General features: G+C 73.1%; 20 protein-coding genes. 15 read left to right on the top strand and 5 right to left on the bottom strand.

Translation table 11 applies throughout. The features are described from left to right. Positions 1–299: 299 nt before the first annotated feature. Positions 300–761, bottom strand: coding sequence for a nuclear transport factor 2 family protein (locus AB0M76_RS23045; protein WP_365954660.1), 462 nt, complete (start codon positions 759–761; stop codon positions 300–302). Positions 762–917: 156 nt separating this feature from the next. Here AB0M76_RS23045 and AB0M76_RS23040 point away from each other — a divergent pair, with 156 nt between their 5' ends. The 11 genes from AB0M76_RS23040 (at position 918) to AB0M76_RS22990 (ending at position 15,765) form a co-directional block, all read left to right on the top strand. Continuing rightward, positions 918–2,513 (top strand): class I adenylate-forming enzyme family protein, encoded by a 1,596-nt coding sequence (locus AB0M76_RS23040; RefSeq protein ID WP_365954659.1) that lies wholly within the window; start codon positions 918–920, stop codon positions 2,511–2,513. A 59-nt stretch (positions 2,514–2,572) separates the two neighbouring features. Then, positions 2,573–4,378, top strand: coding sequence for an FAD-dependent oxidoreductase (locus AB0M76_RS23035; RefSeq protein WP_365954658.1), 1,806 nt, complete (start codon positions 2,573–2,575; stop codon positions 4,376–4,378). Beyond that, the gene (fabG, locus tag AB0M76_RS23030) at positions 4,375–5,193 is read left to right on the top strand and encodes a 3-oxoacyl-ACP reductase FabG (protein ID WP_365954657.1); all 819 of its coding nucleotides are present in this window, start codon (positions 4,375–4,377) and stop codon (positions 5,191–5,193) included. Before AB0M76_RS23035 ends, fabG begins: the two co-directional genes overlap by 4 nt. Further along, the gene (locus AB0M76_RS23025) at positions 5,193–6,152 is read left to right on the top strand and encodes an aromatase/cyclase (protein WP_365954656.1); all 960 of its coding nucleotides are present in this window, start codon (positions 5,193–5,195) and stop codon (positions 6,150–6,152) included. The genes fabG and AB0M76_RS23025 overlap by 1 nt, the downstream gene beginning before the upstream one ends. A 76-nt stretch (positions 6,153–6,228) precedes the next feature. Then, positions 6,229–7,185, top strand: coding sequence for an aromatase/cyclase (locus AB0M76_RS23020; protein ID WP_365954654.1), 957 nt, complete (start codon positions 6,229–6,231; stop codon positions 7,183–7,185). A 124-nt stretch (positions 7,186–7,309) separates the two neighbouring features. Further along, positions 7,310–9,451, top strand: a complete 2,142-nt coding sequence (locus AB0M76_RS23015; protein WP_365954653.1) for a condensation domain-containing protein — start codon at positions 7,310–7,312, stop codon at positions 9,449–9,451. 365 nt (positions 9,452–9,816) lie between these two features. Continuing rightward, positions 9,817–10,716, top strand: coding sequence for an acyltransferase domain-containing protein (locus AB0M76_RS23010; protein WP_365954652.1), 900 nt, complete (start codon positions 9,817–9,819; stop codon positions 10,714–10,716). Positions 10,717–10,897: 181 nt separating this feature from the next. Next, entirely contained in the window at positions 10,898–12,649 is a 1,752-nt protein-coding gene (locus tag AB0M76_RS23005) for an acyl-CoA dehydrogenase (RefSeq protein ID WP_365954651.1), read from the top strand. A 100-nt stretch (positions 12,650–12,749) separates the two neighbouring features. Beyond that, entirely contained in the window at positions 12,750–13,583 is an 834-nt protein-coding gene (locus AB0M76_RS23000) for a 4'-phosphopantetheinyl transferase superfamily protein (protein WP_365954650.1), read from the top strand. Between the two features lie 305 nt (positions 13,584–13,888). Continuing rightward, entirely contained in the window at positions 13,889–15,541 is a 1,653-nt protein-coding gene (locus AB0M76_RS22995) for an acyl-CoA carboxylase subunit beta (protein ID WP_365954649.1), read from the top strand. After that, entirely contained in the window at positions 15,538–15,765 is a 228-nt protein-coding gene (locus tag AB0M76_RS22990; protein ID WP_365954648.1) for an acyl-CoA carboxylase epsilon subunit, read from the top strand. Before AB0M76_RS22995 ends, AB0M76_RS22990 begins: the two co-directional genes overlap by 4 nt. Here AB0M76_RS22990 and AB0M76_RS22985 read toward each other — a convergent pair. Beyond that, entirely contained in the window at positions 15,737–16,297 is a 561-nt protein-coding gene (locus tag AB0M76_RS22985) for a TetR/AcrR family transcriptional regulator C-terminal domain-containing protein (RefSeq protein WP_365954647.1), read from the bottom strand. The genes AB0M76_RS22990 and AB0M76_RS22985 overlap by 29 nt on opposite strands. A 122-nt stretch (positions 16,298–16,419) precedes the next feature. Between AB0M76_RS22985 and AB0M76_RS22980 the strand changes: the two genes are divergently transcribed. Next, on the top strand, positions 16,420–16,878 hold the full coding sequence (locus tag AB0M76_RS22980; RefSeq protein ID WP_365954646.1) for a hypothetical protein: 459 nt from the start codon (positions 16,420–16,422) through the stop codon (positions 16,876–16,878). A gap of 52 nt (positions 16,879–16,930) precedes the next feature. Here AB0M76_RS22980 and AB0M76_RS22975 read toward each other — a convergent pair whose 3' ends face one another. From AB0M76_RS22975 to AB0M76_RS22965, 3 genes are all read right to left on the bottom strand, one after another. After that, a complete protein-coding gene (locus tag AB0M76_RS22975) occupies positions 16,931–17,638 on the bottom strand; it encodes an SDR family oxidoreductase (protein WP_365954671.1) in 708 nt (235 codons plus the stop codon). Positions 17,639–17,662: 24 nt separating this feature from the next. After that, a complete protein-coding gene (locus AB0M76_RS22970; RefSeq protein ID WP_266669313.1) occupies positions 17,663–17,893 on the bottom strand; it encodes a helix-turn-helix transcriptional regulator in 231 nt (76 codons plus the stop codon). 134 nt (positions 17,894–18,027) lie between these two features. Continuing rightward, a complete protein-coding gene (locus tag AB0M76_RS22965) occupies positions 18,028–18,654 on the bottom strand; it encodes a TetR family transcriptional regulator (RefSeq protein ID WP_365954670.1) in 627 nt (208 codons plus the stop codon). A 113-nt stretch (positions 18,655–18,767) separates the two neighbouring features. Here AB0M76_RS22965 and AB0M76_RS22960 point away from each other — a divergent pair, with 113 nt between their 5' ends. The 3 genes from AB0M76_RS22960 (at position 18,768) to AB0M76_RS22950 (ending at position 20,807) form a co-directional block, all read left to right on the top strand. After that, positions 18,768–19,370, top strand: coding sequence for a dihydrofolate reductase family protein (locus AB0M76_RS22960; RefSeq protein ID WP_365954645.1), 603 nt, complete (start codon positions 18,768–18,770; stop codon positions 19,368–19,370). Between the two features lie 65 nt (positions 19,371–19,435). Next, positions 19,436–20,212: a VOC family protein gene (locus AB0M76_RS22955; RefSeq protein ID WP_365954643.1), complete on the top strand. Its 777-nt coding sequence runs from the start codon at positions 19,436–19,438 to the stop codon at positions 20,210–20,212. Between the two features lie 133 nt (positions 20,213–20,345). Then, entirely contained in the window at positions 20,346–20,807 is a 462-nt protein-coding gene (locus AB0M76_RS22950) for a nuclear transport factor 2 family protein (protein ID WP_365954642.1), read from the top strand. The last annotated feature ends 28 nt before the right edge of the window (positions 20,808–20,835 follow it).

Raw genomic sequence — 20,835 nt, 5'->3', positions numbered from 1 at the left:
GTATCGCCACGCGCTACGACAAGACACCCGAGAGCTATCTCGCCGGCCTGCACCTTCGCGCCTCCATGATCTGGATCAAGGACCTCACACGAACCGCCCCTTGATCACAACCAGATACACGCCCTAGTGCCGCGTCAGGCAGCGTTTGCCCGTCAAGGAGCGGCGTCCGGTGCGTGCTCTCGGCGTGCCGGCCGCAAGCGCTCGTACTGGACGTACGTGAGCTTTCGGCCGGTGCGGTGAGAGTGCGTGCCGGGCGTCGCGACGGGGCGAACGTTGCCTGACGCGGCACTGGACACCCCCTAGAGGTCGTCGCGGGTGACCAGGCGGTGGGAGACCTGCCAGGTGCCGGACGAGTGGACCAGTACGTCCTCCATCACGCACACCCGGTGCACCTTCGACTCACCGCCGCGCGGGGTCAGGTACACCAGGGCGTAGCTGCGGGTGTGCAGCGAGCCGTCCGGCTGCGGCTGCACGTCGAGCATGCCGAGCCAGTGCCGGAACTGCTCACCGCTGGTGGCGTTGAGCTCCGCGTTGCGCCGGACGTTCGAGGCGAGAGCCGCGCGGCCGACCACCGGCGCCGGCAGCGTCGGCACGTCGAAGACGGCGTCCTCGGTGAACGTCCGCGCCCACGGCTCGGCCTCGAAGGAGTCGAAGAGCTGCATCTGGCGGGAGTAGAACTGCTGGACCTCCGCGTACAGCAGGCCGAACTCCCGCCCCTGGGGCGGGCGGGGGGACGCCTCGGTGGCGATCGTCGCGGTCATCGCGGGACTCCGTTCTTCGGTTCCCGACAGCTTCTGCGGCGCAGATCGAGCATTCTTCGAAGACTCCTCAAGCGTCCCTGTCCAGGCTGGGCCAACAGGGTCTATGGGTGCCGCCGCAGCCGCGGCCGCCCCTTCGGGAGCCAGGAGGACAGCACCATGCCGAGATTCGTGTACCCGGAACTCCCGCTGGACGGCCTGCTGCGCCGGGCGGCGGTCCGCGACCCTGCAGGCCGGGCGATCCGGACCGCGACCAGGACCGGCATGAAGACCACGGTGACCTTCGCCGAACTGGACGGCCAGGCCGACCGCTTCGCCTCCTACCTGGAGCACACGTGCGGCCGCCGCGGCGCACGGATCGGCGTCGCCAACGTCCTCGACCCCGTCTTCGCGGCCGCCTACTACGGGACGGTGCGCAGCGGGAACACGGTCGTGCTGGTCAACCCGCTGATCAAGGAGACGGGCCTGGTCCACGTCCTGCGGACGGCCGCCGTGGAAGTGGCGTTCGTGCCGGCCGCCACGGCCGAGCTGCTGATCAAACTGGGCGGGCAGCTGCCGGACCTGCGCTCCGTCGTGGTGACGGACGCGCCCGACGGGATCGTCCCCGGCGACGCCCTGCCGCTGGCCGCGGCCCTGGACTCGGCGCCGGAGCGGACGGCCCTGCCCGGAGTCGTCGACCTCGACGGCGACGCGTGCATCCAGTTCACCACCGGCACCACGGGCCGCCCCAAGGGCGTCCGGCTCAGCCACCGCAACCTGGTGGCGAACGCCGCCCAGACCGCCGCCGCGCACGACCTCGGCAGCGACTCGGTCACCCTCAACCACCTGCCGCTCTACCACACCATGCACCTCAACTCGGGGATCTACGCGGGCGCCTGCCAGGTGCTGTGCACCGACCCCGACCCGGTCGCCTCCCTCGCCGTCGCGGCGCAGGCGGAGGCCACCCACTACTACGGGCTGCCCGCCCGCCTGCACGTGCTGGCCCAGGACGAGCGGCTCACCGACGACTTCCCGGCCGGGCGCCGCCTCACCGCCGTGCTCTCCGGCGGCACCGCCCTGTCCCCCACCGCCGCCCGCGCCCTGCGCGAGAGCCTGGGCGTGCCCGTCATCCAGGGCTACGGGCTGGCCGAACTCTCCCCGCTCTCCCACTGCCAGGACCCGCACCACCCCAAGAGCGGCTCCGTGGGCCCCGCCGTACCGGGCACCGAATGCCGCATCGTCCACACCGGCACGCGCACCCCGCTCGACGTCTACGCCACCGGCGAGGTCCAGGTCCGCGGACCCCAGCTGATGTCCGGCTACCTCGACGACAGCGCGCCCTCGCCGATCGACGACAACGGCTGGTTCTCCACCGGGGACGTCGGCTACCTCAACGAGGACGGCGAACTGTTCCTGGTGGACCGCCTCGGCGACGTCTTCAAGTACGACAACGAACTCGTCTCGCCCACCGCCGTCGAACGGGTCCTCGGCGCCGACCCGCGCGTCGCCGAGTGCATCGTGGCGGGCTGGCCCGACCCGGTCCACGGCGCGGTCGTCTGGACCGGCATCGTGCTGCGCGACCCGACCGGCCCCGGCCTCCTCGACGTCATCGACTCGGTCGTGGAGCGCGCCAACGGGAGCCTGAACTGGTTCGAGCAGATCCGCCGCGTCGAAGTGATCGACGCCGTGCCGCGCAACCACGTCGGCAAGCCCGAGCGGCGCACCCTGCGCCACAGCCTGCGCAGCCGGGCCGAGGCGGAGACGGCGGCGGCGTGAGACCGCCCCGCCCGCACGGCCCGCGCACCACATCCCGTACGACCAGAGGAGCGACCACTGTGGCGACCAACGCCGGTACATCCCCCACGGCCGGGTCCCCCCGCGTGCTCGTGGTGGGGGCGGGCCCCGTGGGCCTGACCGCCGCCCATGAACTGGCCCGCCGAGGACTGCGCGTGCGCGTCGTGGACGGCGCCCCCGGCCCGGCCCCCACCAGCCGTGCGGTGGCCGTCCACCCGCGTACGCTCGAGACGTTCGACCAGATGGGCCTCGTGGACGGGCTGCTCGCCCGGGGCCGCAAGAACAGGGCCTTCACGATGTTCGCGCGCGGCCGGCGCCTGGTCCGGCTCGAGGCGGACTACCGCTCGATGCCCACCCGGTTCCCGTACACCCTCGTCATCGGGCAGACCGAGACGGAGGAAGTGCTCCGCGAGGCCGTCGCACGGCTCGGCGTCTCCGTCGAATGGGGTGTGCGGCTGACCTCCCTCGAGCAGGACCGGGACACCGTACGCGCCCGCCTCGAGCATGCCGACGGCTCCACCGAGGAGTACGAGGTGCCCTGGCTGGTCGGCTGCGACGGCGGCCACAGCACGGTGCGCAAGGAGCTCGGGCTCCCGCTGCTCGGCGAGTCCAGCGAGACCTGGGCGCTGGCCGACGCGGCCGTCTCCCTCGACCTGCCGCCCGACACCATCTACTGGGCCCACACCGGCAGCCAGGCCATGATGATGGTCCCGTACCAGCGCGAGGGGTACTGGCGGCTGCTCGACACCGCCTCCGTCGGCCGGTCGGAGACTCCGCGCGAGGCCGCGGAACGCTTCTCGGAGAAGCTCAGCACCGGGCTCGGCCGCCCGGTGCAGGTCGCCGAACCCGACTGGACCTCCGTCTTCACCTTCCAGCAGCGCATGGTGCCCCGCATGCACGACGGCCGCTGCTTCGTGGCGGGCGACGCCGCCCACGTGCACAGCCCCGCCTCCGGACAGGGCATGAACACCGGCATCCAGGAGGCCTACAACCTTGCCTGGAAGCTCGCCATGGCCGCCCTGGGGCAGGCGGGCCGCGAACTGCTCGCCACGTACGGGCAGGAGCGCGTCCCCATCGGCAAGAAGCTCCTGGGCTCCGTCCGCAAGGCCACCTTCCTGGTCCAGTTCAAGAACACCCTGGCCGGCGTGGGGCTGCCCGTCGCCTTCACCTTCGTACGCAACATCGGGCCGCTGCGCCGGGCCATCCAGCGCAAGGTGCTCGGCGGCATGTCCGGGCTGCTGCTGTCGTACCCCGAGTCCCCGCTGACCACGGCCGACCCGCTGATGGCGGTGCCTGCGGGCTCGCGTGCCGCCGCTGCGGCCGGCCGGCACCCGGACGACCCCGGCTCCGAGGCGCTGCGCGCCGAACTGCGCGACACCCGCTGGTCCCTGGTGTGGGCGGTGCAGGACGAGCCCGGCGAGGCGGGACGGGTCGCGGCGGCCGCCGCGGCCGCACACGGCACGTGGCTGTCGGTGCGGACCGCGGGCGACGGCCTCGGCGGCGGGCCCGCCCCGCTGCCCGACCCGAACGGGCTGCTGCGGCGCTCGCTGGACCTCGGGCCGGGCGGCTGGGTGCTGATCCGGCCCGACGGCTACATCGCCGCGAGCGGCACGGCGCTGACCCGGCGCGGGCTCGCGCGGGCCCTTGCGCCGCTGGGCGCGGCCGCAGCGCTGCCCGACGTGATCCGCGATGCGGTCCGCGCACCCCGGGTGACCGCGCCGCCGACGGCGGCCGCACCCTCCGGAACCCGCGCCTCCGTACCGCTCCTCGACCCTGCTTCCACCGCGTCTCCAGAGCTCCGCGACACGGTCGAGACCTCACCACGGGTACTGGAGGGGACACGTTGAACACACCGACCACACCGTCAGCGCAGCCGCAGGCGGCGCCGGAGAAGCCGGTCGCGCTGGTCACCGGCGGCACGAGCGGCATCGGCCTGGCGGTCGTACGTGACCTGGCCCGGCGCGGGCACCGGGTGTTCCTGTGCGCGCGGACCGCGGAAACCGTCAAGGAGACCGTCGAGGAGCTGCGCGCCGAGGGCCTGGAGGTCTCGGGCCTGGCCGCCGACGTCCGCTCCCGCGAGGCGATCGCGGAGTTGGTGGCCGCCGCCGTCGCCGAGTTCGGCCCGATCTCCGTCCTGGTCAACAACGCCGGGCGCAGCGGCGGCGGTCCGACCGCCGACATCAGCGACGAGCTCTGGTACGACGTCATCGACACCAACCTGAACAGCGTCTTCCTGCTGACCCGTGAGGTGCTCAAGCACGGCGGCCTGGCCGGGGCCTCCTACGGCCGGATCATCAACATCGCCTCCACGGCGGGCAAGCAGGGCGTCCTGCTGGGAGCCCCGTACTCGGCGTCCAAGCACGCCGTCGTCGGCTTCACCAAGGCCCTCGGCAAGGAGCTGGCCCCGGCCGGGATCACGGTCAACGCGGTGTGCCCCGGATACGTGGAGACGCCGATGGCGCAGCGCGTACGGGCCGGCTACGCGGCGGCCTGGGACACCACGACCGAGGACGTGCAGGAGCAGTTCGAGGCGAAGATCCCGCTGGGGCGCTACGCGACCCCGGAGGAGGTGGCGGCCATGGTCGGCTACCTGACCACGGACCTCGCCGCGTCCGTCACCGCGCAGGCGCTGAACGTCTGCGGCGGGCTGGGGAACTTCTGATGGCGGCCGACCGGGTGCACCGTACCGTGCACGAGACCGAGGTGGCCGCGCCCGCGGGCATGGTCTACGGAATGATCGCGGACGCCGTGCAGTGGCCGCTGTACTTCCCGCCCAACGTGCACGTGGAGCGCCTGGCGTTCGACGGCGTACAGGAGCGGCTGCGGATGTGGGCGACGGCGAACGGCCAGGTCAAGTCCTGGACCTCGCGCCGGGTGCTCGACGCGGCAGCGCGGCGCATCGAGTTCCGCCAGGAGATCCCCGCGGCCCCGCTGTCGGCGATGACCGGCACCTGGATCGTCGAGTCGCTGGGCGCCGACCGCTCGAAGCTGACGCTGCTGCACGACTTCTCGGTCGAGGGCGACCGGGCGCAGGACGTGGAGTGGGTCGAGCGCGCCACCGACACCAACAGCCGTGCGGAGCTGGCGAACCTGGCGCAGCTGGGCGGGCGCTGGGGCAAGCTCGACGAACTCGTGATGTCCTTCGAGGACCGCGTCGACGTGGACGCCCCGCCGGAGCTGGTCTACGCGTTCCTGGAGCGGGCCGAGCAGTGGCCGGAGCTGCTGCCGCACGTCTCGCGGCTGGAGCTCACCGAGCCCGACGAGCTGCCCGGTGTCCAGGTCATGGCCATGGACACGCTCACCGCCGACGGGTCCGCGCACACCACCGAATCGGTGCGGGTGTGCTTCCCGGCGGCCGGCCGCATCGTCTACAAGCAGACCCGCACCCCGGCGCTGATGTCGGCCCACACCGGCGTGTGGACGGTCACCGGCGGCGCGTACGGCTCGACCGTCACCTCGCAGCACGGCGTCGTGCTGCGCGAGGAGGCCGTCACCCAGGTACTGGGCCCCTCCGCCGACCTCGCGGCGGCCCGCAGGTACGTCCGCCAGGCGCTGGGCCGCAACAGCACCGCGACCATGACGTACGCCAAGCAGCACGCGGAGTCGGCGCTCGCGAGCTGAGGCTCCAGGTTCTCTCGAGCAGGACTCCGGCGGTCGCGGACAGACTCTGGACCAAGTGTGAGGGAAGGGTGTGGCGATGTCTGTCCAGCAAGTGCACCGGACGTCCTATGCCGTGGATGTGAACGCGCCCGCGGGTGTGGTCTACGGCCTGATCGCGGACACGACGCAGTGGCCGCTGTTCATCCCGCCCAGCATTCACGTAGAGCGGCTCGACTTCGACGGCATCCAGGACCGGTTCCACATGTGGGTCACCGCGAACGGGAGCGTCAGGTCCTGGCTCTCGCGCCGCACCCTGGACGCGCCCCGGCTGCGGATCGACTTCCGCCAGGAGGTCCCCGCCGCGCCGGTCGTCGCGATGGGCGGCAGCTGGATCGTGGAGCCGCGGGGCGCCGACCGTTCGCGGCTGACGCTGCTCCACGACTTCGCGGTCGCCGGCGACCGGCCCGCGGACGTCGACTGGACCAAGCAGGCCACGGACACCAACAGCCGTGCCGAGCTGGCGCAGCTGAAGGAGGCCGCGGAGCGCTGGACCCGGCTCGACGGCCTGCTGCTGTCCTTCGAGGACTCCGTACGCATCGACGGACCGGCCGACCTGGTCTACCAGTTCCTCTACGGGGTCGCCGACTGGCCGGAGCGCGTCCCCCACGTCTCCCGCGTCGCCGTCACCGAGGACGAGCCCGGCGTCCAGCTGCTGAGCATGGACACCGTGACCTCCGACGGAGCGGTGCACACCACCGAGTCCGTACGGGTGTGCTTCCCGCACGCGGGCCGCATCGTCTACAAGCAGACCACGACCCCGGCCCTGATGACCGCGCACGCCGGCGAGTGGTCGCTGATCCCCGACGAGACCGGCGTCACCGCGGTCTCCCAGCACAGCGTGCTGCTGCGGGAGGAGGCCGTCGAGCGGGTCCTGGGCCCCGGCGCGGACCTCGCACAGGCCAGGACGTACGTACGCGAGGCGCTGGGCCGCAACAGCACCGCCACGCTCAACCTCGCCAAGCGGTACGCGGAGACCGCCATCCGCAGCCTGTAGGGGGTGTCCGGCGGGACTCCGGCGGCGTGTCAGCGGCGCGTCAGCGAAACGTGGGTGTGCCACGCATACTCGACCCCTTTGAACTGTGCCGCCGCCCGGCGAGCGCCGAGACGAGGGGGAGTGGATGAGCGTCGCCATGACCGTGGTCATCGCGCCCGGCTTCGCCCCGGCGCTGGACCTGCGCGGTCCCCTCGATGAGGACGCCCTCGCGGCGGCCCTCGCCGCGCTGCCCTCGGGCACCCCCACCCTGCGCCGCCACACCGCGACGCACCACACCCTGCACCTGCCCCCGCAGCACTCCCCGGCCGGCACGGTGGCCGATCTGCTGACCGCCCCCGGAGCCCGGCCGCGGCAGACGCCCGCGCAGGCGAAGGCGTCGCGGACCGCGTGGGAGGGCCTGGCCCCGGAGGAAGCCGGCGGGCAGGACGCACCCGGCCCCTTCGACAGCCCGGCCGTGCATCCCGCGGGCGGACTCCCCGCCAGCGCGCGCCAGCGCGACGTGCTCCTCGACGTCCTCGTCGGCAGGCCCGGCGCCGGCCTGCACGTCGAGCAGCTGCACTGGCGCTGGTACGGGCCGCTGGACACCGGGCGGTTCCACGCCGCCTGGCAGGCCGTCTTCCTGCAGGAGCCCGTGCTGCGGGCCGCGTTCACCGACCGCGCCCGTACGGACGGCCCCGGGACCGCCCCACGCGTCGCCGTGCACCGGCAGGGCTCACCGCAGCTCGTCCGCCACCATCACGGATCCGCCGACTGGCACTCCCTGCTGGTGAGCGAGCGGCTGCGCGCCTTCGACCTGCACCGGCCCGGGCTGCTGCGCATCGCGCTCCTGGACGAACAGGCCGGACCCGCCGGGCCGACCCGCATCCTCCTCACCTACCACCACGCCATGCTCGACGGCTGGAGCGTGCGCCTGCTGCTGCGCGCCTTCTACCGCGCCTACCTGGCCGAGGGGCGTACCACCGGCGGCGAGCGCCGCCCCGATGTGCGCGACCACCTGCGCTGGCTGGGCGACCAGGACCTCACCCCGCCCCGCGACTTCTGGTCCGCCGCCACACCCCCGGCGGGCTCCCGCACCCTGCCCGGCCCGACCGCGGCCGGGCTGCCCGCCGGCGACAGGGCCCGCTGGGGCCACGGGCTCGCGCGCCAGCGGCTGACCCCGTACGAGGCCGCCCGGCTGCGTGACTGGGCCGCCGGGCTCGGCGCCACCGAGAGCACGGCGCTGCACGCGGCCTGGGCGCTGCTGCTGTACCGGGACGGCGGATCGGGCCCGGCGCCCGCGCCCGTCGCGTTCGGCATGGCCGTCTCCGGCCGCGGTATCGCCCTGGAGGGCGCAGCGAGCATCCCGGCCCCGCTGCGGGGCGCGCTGCCCGTCCACGTCGACGTGGACCCCACGGCCCCGATGGAGCGCCTGCTGGCCGACCTGCGCGACCGGGCCCTGGGCGCGGCCGCGTACGAGTGGGTCTCGGCCGGCCAGGTCCACCAGTGGAGCGGGCGGGCCGTCCCCGACGAACTCACGGACTCGGTCGTCGCCTTCGAGGCCCCGCAGGGCCCGCCGCCCGCCCCGGACGGCCGGGACCCGCTCTGGACCGACCTCGACGCCGAGGGCGTCCGGGTGGACCTGCCGCAGGCCGTGGGCCCGCACACGCCCCAGCCCATCGCCATCGGCGCGTACCACGACGCCGAGGGCGCCCTGCTGCTGACGGCGGTCAACGACCGGACCCGCATCGCGGATCCCGAAGCGGCCGCGGCGCTCGCCCGCACCGCGCGGCTGCTGCGCGAGTTCCCCGTGCTCGTCGACGGCACGACCGGCGTCGGGGAGGTCCTGCACATCCTGGACGGCCTGCCGGTGCCCGGGCCCGTGGCGCCCGCCCCGGTCCCGCCCGGCGGCGGTCTGCGCACGCTGCGCGCGGCCGCGCGGCCCGATGCCGGCACGATCCTGCTCGTACCGCCGCCGGCCGCGACCGAGGCCTGCTACGACGCCCTCGTACAGGCCTATCCGGGCCCGGAGGCGCTCACCACGGTCACCTCCCCGACCGATACGGCGGCCTGCCTGGCCGCGGTACGACCCGCGCTCGCGGCCGGCGAACCGCTGCTCCTCGGCTGCTTCTCCGGAGGCGGGAGCGTCGCGTACGAGGTGGCGCAGCGCATCGCCGCCCACGGCTGGCTGCCTCCGCTCGTGGCCATCGCGGGCACGGCGGACGGGAGTCCCGCCTCGGCGCGCGACCTCGCGCGCACCCTGAAGGCCGCGGCCGGCCGGCCAGGCTGAACGCGCCAGCCCACTCGGCGCACGCATCGTAGGGGGCCGGCGGCCCGAAAACCGAGGCCGTGGCGGCGCGTTGACCGGAGCGGCGCCCCGGTCCGGCCGCGCAGCCGTGGCACGCTCCGGTCCGTCGGCCCCGTGCCGTGCCTGCGGGATTTCTCGAGCGACGTTCGAAGATTCCTTGAGCCCCACCGCGGACCGTGTGCACAGCAGTCGTCACCCCCGGGCAGCGGCACCCCGCTGCCCCACACCCCGAGCAGAGCCGAGGAGAGCGACCATGGTGACCTTCCTCAACAAGCCGACCGTGCACGGTCACAGCGACGAGTGCCCTGCCCCGAAGGACCGCCGCGCGATCACGGAGGCGGTGCCCGGTGTCCGATGAGCGCTCCTCGGGCAGCCTGCTCGCAGGACCGGGTGCCGCGCCGCCGAGGGCCGTAGGACGCGCCTCCTCCGCTCCGTGCCCGGCCGACAGGGCCGGCCCTGCGCCCGGTGCACCGGCGGGCGGGGCGGCGGACCAGGCCGTCCTGTTCACCGCTCACGGCCCGCTGCTGCCCGGCCTCGGCCGGGACCTCTACGGCACCTTCCGCGCCTTCGCCGCGGCGTGGAACGAGGTCGCCGAGGCTCTGGACCTCTGGCTGCCCCTGCCGCTGGCCGCCGTCGTGTTCGCCCCCCGGGAGGGGGTGGACGCCGCCCTGATCAGGGACGCCGCGTTCGCCCAGCCCGCCCTGTTCGCCTACCAGGTCGCCCTGTTCCGGGTATGGGAGACCTGGGGCATGGAGGCGCGGGCCGTGGCCGGACACGCGGCGGGCGAGATCTCCGCGGCGTACCTGGCCGGCGTACTCGACCTGGACGACGCGGCGCGCCTCGTGGTCGCCCGCGGACGGCTCGCCCCCTGCGATGCACCGCACAAGACCCGCGCCGCCTCCGAGAAGCGGTTCCTCCGGGTGGCCAAGGGCTGCCGCATCAACGCGCCCGACCTCACCCTGATCTGCGCAACGACCGGCGACCTGCTCGGTCCCCGAACCGGTGAGCGGACCCTCACCGCCGAATACTTCCTGCGCCAGGCCCGTGCGACACCCTCGCCCGCGGCCGCGCAGAGCGCCCTCGAAGCCGCCGGATTCCACCGCACCCACCCCTGCGGACCCGACGCGCGCAGCACCGCCCTCGGCAGCGAAGTGGACTCCGTGCTGGCCTCCCTCGGCCGCCTCCACGACCACGGCCACCCGATCTCCTGGCCCAGGGTCTTCGCCGAGGCCACGCCCCAGGTCTGAGGCAGACCGCCCGCCGGAAGCCGCCGCCCCCGGCGGCCTCCGGCAACTCACGTGCCCGGCTGTACGAAGGCTCGAGCGGGTGTCGAGCAACTCCCGTGAGGCTATGCAGTGCAGACGGACGGACCAGCCCCGGACCACCAGCAACGGCGAGTCCCGCGACGAAGGAGCTGATCCCGCGACCATGGCCACCACCGAGATCCACGCGGACCCCGCCACCAGACATGCCGAGCCCATCGCCCCGCTGCGGCGCGCGGCGCGGCTCGAGGCGCAGCTCGGCGACCCCTACGACCCTGCCAACCCGCACGGTCTGGGCGCCTTGTTCGCTGCCGACGAGCGGCGCGAACCGCCCGAGGCCACCGAGCAGCTGCTCACCGAGGCCGGCCTCGGGGCCGAGTTCGTGCCCGCCGAGTACGGCGGCCGGCTCACCCGCGCCGACCACCTGGCCAAGGTGCTGCGCCCGGTCTTCCGCCGGGACCTCGCCCTCGGCTTCGGCTTCGGCATCACCTCGCTCTTCGCCACCTCCGCCGTCTGGGCGGCGGGCACCGAGGCCCAGCGCAGGTTCACCGCCGACATGTTGCTCGGCGGCGGCCGCGCCTCGATCGTCCACCACGAGATGGCGCACGCGAACGACATCCTGCGCGACGAGTTCACCGCCGGCGCCGCACCGGGCGGTGGCTACGAGCTCAACGGCCGCAAGGACGTCATCATCAACGCCGCCCGCGCCCAGGCGTACGTCGTCTACGCGCGCACCGACCCGGCCCGCACCCCGTACAGCCACTCCGTGCTGCTCGTGGACCCGGCCGAACTCCGCGGCATCAACCACCTGCCCCGGGTCCCCACCACCGGCATGCGCGGCAACCTGTTCTCCGGGCTGGAGTTCACCGACTGCGCCGTCCCCGGCGACGCGCTCGTCGGCCGCCCCGGCGAAGGAGTGGCCCTCGCCCTGCGCACGTACCAGGTCAACCGCTGCCTCATCGCCTCGACGGCCGTCGCCGCCGTCGACACCGTCCTGCACTCCGCCGTACGGGCCGCGACCACCGGCCGCAGCCGTCCCCTGGCCCGCCGCTGGCACAAGCCGCTCGCCGGGGTCTTCGCCGACATGCTCGCCTGCGACAGCATGGCCACCGTCGCCCTGCGCGCCCTGAGCCTGCTGCCCGATCGCACCCACGTGCTCGCCGCCGCCGTCAAGTACGTGGTCCCCGACCTGCTGCGGGAGGACCTCGAGGAACTCGCCACCGTCCTCGGCTCCCGCGGCTACCAGCGCGGCACCGCCGCGTACGGCGCCCTCGACAAGCTCGGACGCGACCTGCCCGTGGCCGGCCTCGGGCACGCGGGCACCGCCGCCTGCCAGGCCGTGATCGTCCCCCAGCTGCGCACCCTCGCCGAACGCGCGTGGTTCCGCGAGGAGGAGCCGCCGCCCGAGCTGTTCCGCACCGGGGCCGCGTTGCCCGCCCTCGACTACCGGCTGCTCGGCATCGCCGACGGCGGCGACTTCCTCGCCGCCTCGCTCGTCGAGTCCGCCGCGCGGCTGGCCGGGGTACGCGGGGTCGGGGGCCAGCTGGCCGTCCTCGCCGACCTCGCCGAGGGGTTCGTCACCGAACTGCGCGCCCTGCGCGAACGCTGCCGGGCCATCCCCGCCCACGGCACCCCCGCCGCCCTGTCCGACCCCGCCCTGTGCGTGCTCAGCGACCGCTACGCCCTGGTCCTCGCGGCCGCCTCGGTCCTCGGCACCTGGGAGGGCCAGGACGGCAGCGATCCCTTCCTGGCCGCCCCCGCCTGGGCGGTACTCGCGCTCTCCCGGCTCGGCGGCCGGCTCGGCATCCCGGTGCCGGATCTGCCCGACGGCTGCCTCGAGCAGGTGCTGGAGGAGCTGATGCGCCGCTACCGCTCGGGCCGCAGCTGCGACCTCGACGCGACGGAACTCGCGCAGTGACCCAGCCGCCCCGCCCCGGCACGGCAGCCCAGCATCATGTGTTCCCCGTCCAGGACATCCAGTACATCCAGCACATCCAGCGCCAGGGAAGGACAGCCCGATGACGGACGACGCACAGCGCATCACCACTCCGGTCCACGTCACCGGGCCGGCCGGCCCCTGGCAGGAGGTGGGGGACGGCATGGCCCTGCGCGGGAACGCCTCGGTGTTCACCACCTGGGGCGAGTGGCTCACCGCGGCGCTCGCGGAACCCGCGCTGCGCCCGCTGCTCGGCCGGGACTGGCTGCGCTACCGGCAGACCGTCGACCCGACGATCCGCTACCGCTTCGTCGCCTCCCGGCTGGCGGTCAAGTACACGGCGGCGGCCGCGCTCGGCGTCGACCCCGCCGACCTGGACCTCGCGTACAAGATCGGCGGCCGTCCGTACCTGCGCGGCTTCGACCAGATCGACGTCAGCCTGACCCACACCGACGACCTGATCGCCGTGGGCATCAGCCGCATTGGCAGGATCGGCATCGACACCGAACCCGCCGACCGCAGGCTCTCCTTGCGCCTCCTGCAGGACCAGGTGCTGACCGCCGGCGAGCAGGCCGAACTCGCGGCGCTGCCCGAGGCGGAGCAGTCCGCGGCGATGCTGCGGCTGTGGACCCTGAAGGAGGCCTACACCAAGGCGCTCGGCCAGGGACTGCGGCTGGGCTTCTCCGAGTTCGGCTTCGCGACCGGCAGCGGGGGCGACGCGGGCCTGCTCGCCCCGGACGGCACCCCCGCGGCCCGCGGGGAGTGGGCGTTCGGCACGTACCCGGTGCTCGACCGCTACCTGGTCAGCATCGCCTGCCACGACACCGGCCTGGGCGCCTCGCGCGACACCGCCGTCTCCACGATGCTCGACGAGGGCTTCCTGACGACGGTGGCAGGTCTCCTCAACCGGGCCTGACCGCTGGGCCGTCCAGCGGCACCACCGCAGCCACACCGCCGCTGTAGGCGGGTCCGAGTTCTCCGGAGGAGAGTCGGTCCTGCGGCCGGCCACCGGTCAACCCCCCGGCCGGGAGCATGCCGCTCCTCTTGCCCCGCTGCCCGAACACCCACGCCCCGGCAGCGGGGCACAGGCATGTCCGGCCCCCGCCCCGCCTGCGGCGCGAGCGGCCCCCTACGGAATTCGAGCCGGGCTGTAGCACCGCGGTCGATGCTGGACGACGCGACACCGGCCGGACCCGGTGCCTCTGTGTCGAAAGGGCCCGTATGAGCATCGTCGAGGAAAGACCACTGGAGAGCGTGCTCGCACCGGACGACGGGCTCACTCCTTCGCCGTCCGCCCGTCACCACGAGGACGGCGTCCGCTTCGCGTCCCTGCGCGAGCGCACGGCGGAACTGCACGCCGTACGCGCGCTGGCCGAGGCCGGCCCCGGCGAACGAGCCACCGCCGCCCAGCACGCCAAGGGCAAGCTGACCGCCCGCGAGCGCATCGAGCTCCTGTTCGACGAAGGTACGTTCAACGAGGTCGAGCAGCTCCGCCGGCACCGCGCCACCGGCTTCGGCCTGGAGGACAAGAAGCCCTACACGGACGGAGTCGTCACCGGCTGGGGCAAGGTCCACGGCCGTACGGTCTTCGCGTACGCCCACGACTTCCGCATCTTCGGCGGCGCGCTGGGCGAGGCCCACGCCGAGAAGATCCACAAGCTGATGGACCTGGCCGAGGGGGTCGGGGCCCCCGTCGTGGGCCTGTGCGACGGCGCCGGCGCCCGCATCCAGGAAGGCGTCACCGCGCTCGCCGGATACGGCGGCATCTTCCAGCGCAACGTCCGCAACTCCGGGGTCATCCCGCAGATCTCCGTCATCCTCGGCCCCTGTGCGGGCGGCGCCGCTTACTCGCCCGCCCTCACGGACTTCGTCTTCATGGTCCGCGGCACCTCGCAGATGTTCATCACCGGCTCCGACGTCGTCCAGGCGGTCACCGGTGAATCCGTCACGATGGAGGACCTCGGCGGCGCCGACAGCCACGTCGGGGCCTCGGGCGTGGCCGCGTTCGCGTACGACGACGAGCAGAGCTGCCTCGAGGACGTACGCCACCTGCTGTCCCTGCTGCCCTCCAACAACCGTGAACCCGCCCCTGCCGGCGACCTCGAGGACCCGGTGGACCGGCGCTGCGAGCGCCTGTTCGACCTGGTCCCGGGCAAGCCCACGCAGTCGTACGACATCCGCGACGTCATCGAGGAGATCGCCGACCACGGGGACTACTTCGAGGTCCACGCCCAGTGGGCCCGGAACGTCGTCTGCGCCCTGACCCGTCTCGGCGGCCAGGTCGTCGGCATCGTCGCCAACCAGCCGGCCCACCTCGCGGGCGTCCTCGACATCCACGCGTCCGAGAAGGCGGCCCGCTTCGTCCAGTTCTGCGACTCGTTCAGCATTCCGCTGGTCACCCTGATCGACGTACCCGGCTTCCTGCCCGGCGTCGACCAGGAGCACAACGGCATCATCCGGCACGGCGCGAAGCTCCTGTACGCGTACTGCAACGCCACCGTGCCGCGCATCAGCCTCATCCTGCGCAAGGCCTACGGCGGTGCCTACATCGTCATGGACTCCCGCTCCATCGGCGCGGACGTCGCCCTGGCCTGGCCCTCGAACGAGATCGCCGTCATGGGCGCGGAAGGCGCGGCCAGCGTCATCTTCCGCCGCGAGATCAACGCCTCCGACGACCCCGAGGCCACCCGCGCGCAGAAGATCAAGGAGTACCAGGCCGAGCTGATGCACCCGTACTACGCGGCCGAACGCGGCCTCGTCGACGACGTCATCGACCCGGCCGAGACCCGTACGCGCCTCATCTCCACCCTCGACATGCTGCGCACCAAGCACGCCCAGCTGCCGAGCCGCAAGCACGGGAACATCCCGCTGTGACCGCCGACGACAGGACCGCCCTGGCACTGGCGGCGATGCGCATCACCAAGGGCAACCCGACGGCCGAGGACGTCGCGGCCCTGGCCGTGCTCCTCGCCTCCCGGATCCGGCTCCGGCACGAGGCGCAGGCCCCGGAGGCGGCCTCACAGGCGCAGGCCCAGGTGGAGAAGCTGCCCCTGCGCCCCCGGCCGTCCTTCATCGCGCCGGGCGCCTGGGCGTCGTAGGTTCCTCCCCACCGTCCCCGATCAGCGCGGCGATGCCGTCCAGGATCCGCTCGAGCCCGAACTCGAGCGGATCGTCGCCGTGCGGGGTGAAGGCCCCTCCGGCGATGGCCGCGGTCAGCGCCGGGAACCGGTCGCCGTGCCGTTTCCACACGTCCGCCGTGAGCCGGTTCCACTCCTGACGGCCTTCCTCGTCGTCGTCGACGAGCCGCTGCGCCAGGTTGCGGACGTGCCCGACGACGAGCAGGAAGGCCGCGTGCTGCTGTGCGTACGGGAGCCCCGTCCCTGACAGCGCGGCCAAGGCGGAGTCGAGCCAGGCCAGCTGACGGGGCCCCATGAGCTGCCGGCGCATCCCGGTGGCGGCCACCATCCACGGCCGGCGCCGGTACTGCTCCCAGCACGCGACCGCCCACGCGTCCAGCTGCGGACGCCAGCCCCCCGGCACGCCGGCGACGTCGGGAGCCGGTCCGAAGGCGGCGTCGACCATCAGGTCGAGCAGTTCGGCCTTGCCGGGGACGTAGCGGTACAGCGCCATGGTGGCTCAGCGAGGGCTTCGGGCCGCGCCTGAACATCCTGGACGCCGGCCGCGACACCTCCGTCCACGAGGCGTTCCTGGCCCGGCTGCGCGCCGACGGCAAGGACAAGGACGCCGCCGCGGTGGCGGAGATGGGCGGCGACCCGCACCGCCTGACCGCCGAGCAGCGGGCCACGTACGACAAGCTGACCGTGGCCTCAGATCCCCTGACGCTCGACACCCTCAAGAAGGTCGTGCTGGGGTCGCTGTGGTTCTCGCCACTGCACTCGCTGCGCGAGCTGGGGCAGTACTTCGCGGGCATGAAGTTCTCCGAGCAGCTCACCCCCGCCCTGGCCGCGTTCGACGACCGGGCCGACGGCACCCGCTTCGAGCTGCCGTTCTTCGTCTTTCAGGGCGACCGGGACGTCATCACCCCGGCCGGCCGCGCCAGGGCGTTCTTCGACGAGGTCGAGGCCCCGGCCAAGGAGTTCGCGCTGATCGAGGACGCGAGCCACTTCGCGTCGTTCCGCCACCCGGACCGCTTCCTGCACCTGATGCTGACCCGGGTCCGCCCGGTGCTGGCCGAGGCCGTGCGGGCCTGAGCCGCCGCTCCCCGATGATCGACCGGAGCCCGGCCGCCACCCGTCGGACGGCCTACCAGGGCAGCGGAAGGCCGTCGCGGAAGAATCCGCCGGTGGGCCCGGAGTCCGGGAGGGTGGCGGCCCAGACGATCCCCGCCGCCCCCTCCCGTACGGGACGGCCGCCCGGGCCGCCCATGTCGGTCGCGACCCAGCCGGGGCAGACGGAGTTCACCAGGATCCCGTCGCCGCGCAGCTCGGCCGAGAGCATGCGGGTGAGGGCGTTCAGGGCGGCCTTGGAGGCGGTGTAGGCAGGGGTCCCGCCGCCCATGCTCGTCAAGGACGCCGCTTCGCTGCTGACATTGACGATCCGCCCGTGCCGGCCGGCCCGCAGCAGCGGGAGGAAGGCCTGCGTGGTGCGCCAGGGACCGTACAGGTTGGTGTCGGCGGCCTCGGCGACCACGTCGAGGTCGGCCGTCGCGGCGCGCTGCCAGGTGTCGTACGCGATGGCCGCATTGTTGACCAGGACGTCGAGCCGCCCGAAGCGTTCGCGTGTCTCGCGCGCGGCCTGCTCGGCACTCGCCCGGTCCCGTACGTCGAGGGCCACCGGGTGGACGTCCGCTCCTTCGGCGCGGAGCGCCGCCGCTGCCTCCTCGGCAGCGGGCAGGGAACGAGCGGTCAGCAGGACGGTGTGCCCGAGCGCGCCGAGCTGCCGGCACACTTCCCGTCCGATGCCCCTGTTGCCGCCGGTGACCAAGGAGACGGTCCGCTCGTCTCTGTTCAGCCGTTCCTGTCTCTGTTCAGGGGGTCACAGTCCGAGGGAGATGGCCAGTCGGGTCAGTTCGGCGGTGCTGTTGATGCCCAGCTTGGCGCGGATGCGGCGGAGGTAGGCGTCGACGGTGTGCTTGGAGAGTCCCATGTGGCGGGCCGTCTGCAGGTAGGTGCGGCCGGCGGCGATGTGGCCCAGTGCCTCCTGCTCGCGGGGGGCGAGGGCAAGGGCGGTGGTCTCGGTCTGCGGGGTGGTGAGGGTGAGGCTCATGGGATTTCCCTCCGACGGATCGGATCGGTCATCTCTGCTCGCGCCCTCGGAAGCAGGTGGACATGTAGCTGAATGTCCGGTTTGTCCTGCTTAAAATCCTGCGCTCGCACCTTCACGACGGTGTCCGCCGACTGTCACAGGCGTGTGACAGGGCCCGCCTGCAGTGCAGCGCCGAGCATTGCGCGCAGGAGGTCGGTCTCCGGGAGCAGCGTGGCCTCGATCCGGTCGTCGGTGCAGCCGGCCAGGGTGAGCTCCTGGATGCGCCGGAACAGCAGGCGGTCTGCTGCGGCGATCAGGGCGGCGGCGGCCCGGGGCGCGATGGCCGGGGCGTGCCCCGGGGTCGCGGCCGTCAGGGCTGCGGCCAGTGCTTCCTCCCGCTGGTCGTGCAATTCGCGCAGCCGGGCGGTGAGGGTGGGGCTGTCGGCGACCATGCGGGCGAAGGCGGGGCCGGTGAATCCGACGACGGGGCTGTGCTCCAGCAGGGCGGTGCGGAACGTCCGGCCCAGGGCGGTGAGCGGCTCCTCTCCGGGCCCGCGTTCGGCGACGGTCCGGGCCAGGCCCTCGGTGAACGCCTCGTGGTGGTCGAGGGCCAGGTCCTCCTTGCGGGGGAAGTAGTTGGTCACCGTCTTCTTGGCCACGCGTGCCGCGGCGGCGATCTCGGCGATGGTGGTCTGCTCGAAGCCCTGCTCGATGAAGAGCCTGGTCGCGCAGTCGGAGATCAGCTGCCTGGTCTCCTGCTTCTTGGACTCACGGAGCCCCATCTCGGTAACCATGGGGAAATCTTACATCCATAGCAAAATTACGCTTGACCGACTGAAGTGGTCCAGCATAAAGTTACGTCCGTCGCAAAATTATCCCGAGTGAACGGAACTGGATGCGCAAGCTCACCTACTTCGTCGGCGCCAGCATCGACGGCTTCATCGCCGCCCCTGACGGCGGCTTCGACTTCCTCATGGCGCACGTCACCGAGGACTACGTCCCGCACCTGGCCGCCGAGTACGCGGACACCCTCCCGACCGCGGGCCGCGCCGCCCTAGGTGTCGCGGAGGACGTGCCGAACACCCGCTTCGACACCGTGCTCATGGGCCGCGCGACCTACGCCCCGGGCGTGCTCGCCGGTCTCACCAGCCCGTTCGCCCACCTGCGGCAGATCGTGCTCTCCCGCTCGCTCACCACCAGCCCGGACCCGGCCGTCGAGGTGACCGCCGAGGACCCGGTCGCCCTGGTCCGCAAGCTCAAGGAGGAGGACGGGCTCGGGATCTGGCTCTGCGGCGGCGCCGACCTGGCCGGCCAGCTGCTTCCCGAGATCGACGAGCTGATCGTCAAGCAGTACCCGGTCGTGGCCGGCAGCGGTATCCCGCTCTTCCGCGCCGACTTCTCGCCGCACACCTTCCGCCTCACGGACAGCCATGTGTTCGAGGGCGGCAACCTGATCCTCACCTACACGAAGGCCGCCGACGAGAGCAGCGCCCGCTGAGCACCCGTACACGCGATGCAGCGCCCGGACCCGGCGCGGCCAACCCGGCAGGAAACACCTTGAACGTGACCGCCTCCACCCTGTCCCTCACCGTCGCCGACGTGGCCGCCTCCCGCGACTTCTTCTGCACGCACCTCGGCTATGCGGTCGCCATGGCCACCGACGGCTTCGCATCCCTGACCCGCGGCGACGATGCCGCCGACATCGTGCTGCTGCGCCGCGGCAGCGAAGTGCTGCCGCCCGAGCAGCGTGACCGGCAGGCCACGGGCCTGATCTTCGCGCTCACCGTCGCCGGCATCGAAGCCGAGGAGCGGCGCCTGCGCGAGGCCGGAGCCCCGGTCACCATGCCGCTGCGCGAAGAACCCTGGGGCGAGCGGCTGTTCCAGCTGACCGACCCGAACGGAATCGTCGTCCAGCTCGTCGAATGGGCCACCCCCGACGAGCCCGCACAGACCGTGGAGGACCCCGCCATGCTCGTGATCACCCCCACCGCCGAGAACGTCACCGAGTCCCCGAACGCCCGTATGACCGGCCTGGCCGCTCCCAGCCGAGGGAGCACGGAACTCAGCACCTGGACCGTCGCGATGGAGGCCGGCCGGAGCGGCCCCGAGCACTCCGTCAGCCGCGAGCAGGTCTGGACGGTGACCGCCGGCGTCCTCGAGGTCACCTGCGGAGGCCGCACCGAGAAGATCGCCGCCGGCCAGACCCTCGTCCTGCCGCCGGAAGCGCTCCGTCAGGTCCACGCCCCGCAGGCGGCCGAGGCCCACGTCGCCATGCGCGCAGACGGCGTGGTCTCCGTGCCCGGCACCGAGGGCACCCGCGTGCTGCCCTGGGCCCTGTGACAGCCCGCCGCCGGACCGGCCCCTCGTCGCACATCCGCAGCCGGCGGGAGTGCTTGAGGAGTATTTGAAGGATGCTCGATCCGCGCCTCAAAGACTGTCCGTACCGAGTACGGATTCCCTGGAGGCTTGGATCATGACCGTCGAGATGGTGTCCACTGCCGAACGTACGCTCCAGGGGCAGGAGTTCGCCGCCCTGTACGCGGAGGCGCAGCAGTTCTACGCCCTCCAGATGCAGATCCTGGACGCGCACGACACCGAGCGATGGGCGGGCACCTTCACCGAGGACGCCGTCCTCGAACTGCCTTCCCTGACCGAGCCGGTGCCTGCCCGCACCGGGCTCGCCCGCTACGAGCGCGCCGGCGCGGCCGCGCAACGGCGGTCCGGCAGCCCCCTCAGCCACTGGGTCGGCATGCTCGACGTACAGCCCGGGGCGGACGGATCGCTGCACACCCGCTGCTCGGCCCTGGTGTGCGCCACGCCGGCCGGAGGCAGCTCCAAGGTCCTGTACGTGTGCGTCATGGAGGACGTCCTGGTCCGCAGCCGTGGCGAGTGGCGCATCGCGCACCGCCGGGTGATCCGCGACGACCTGGCCTGAGCCACTGTCGTGACACGGCGTTGAGAGG

It is taken from the genome of Streptomyces sp. NPDC051364 (assembly GCF_040682115.1).
Lineage (GTDB): Bacteria > Actinomycetota > Actinomycetes > Streptomycetales > Streptomycetaceae > Streptomyces.
This window is presented reverse-complemented; position numbering and strand designations above follow the sequence as displayed.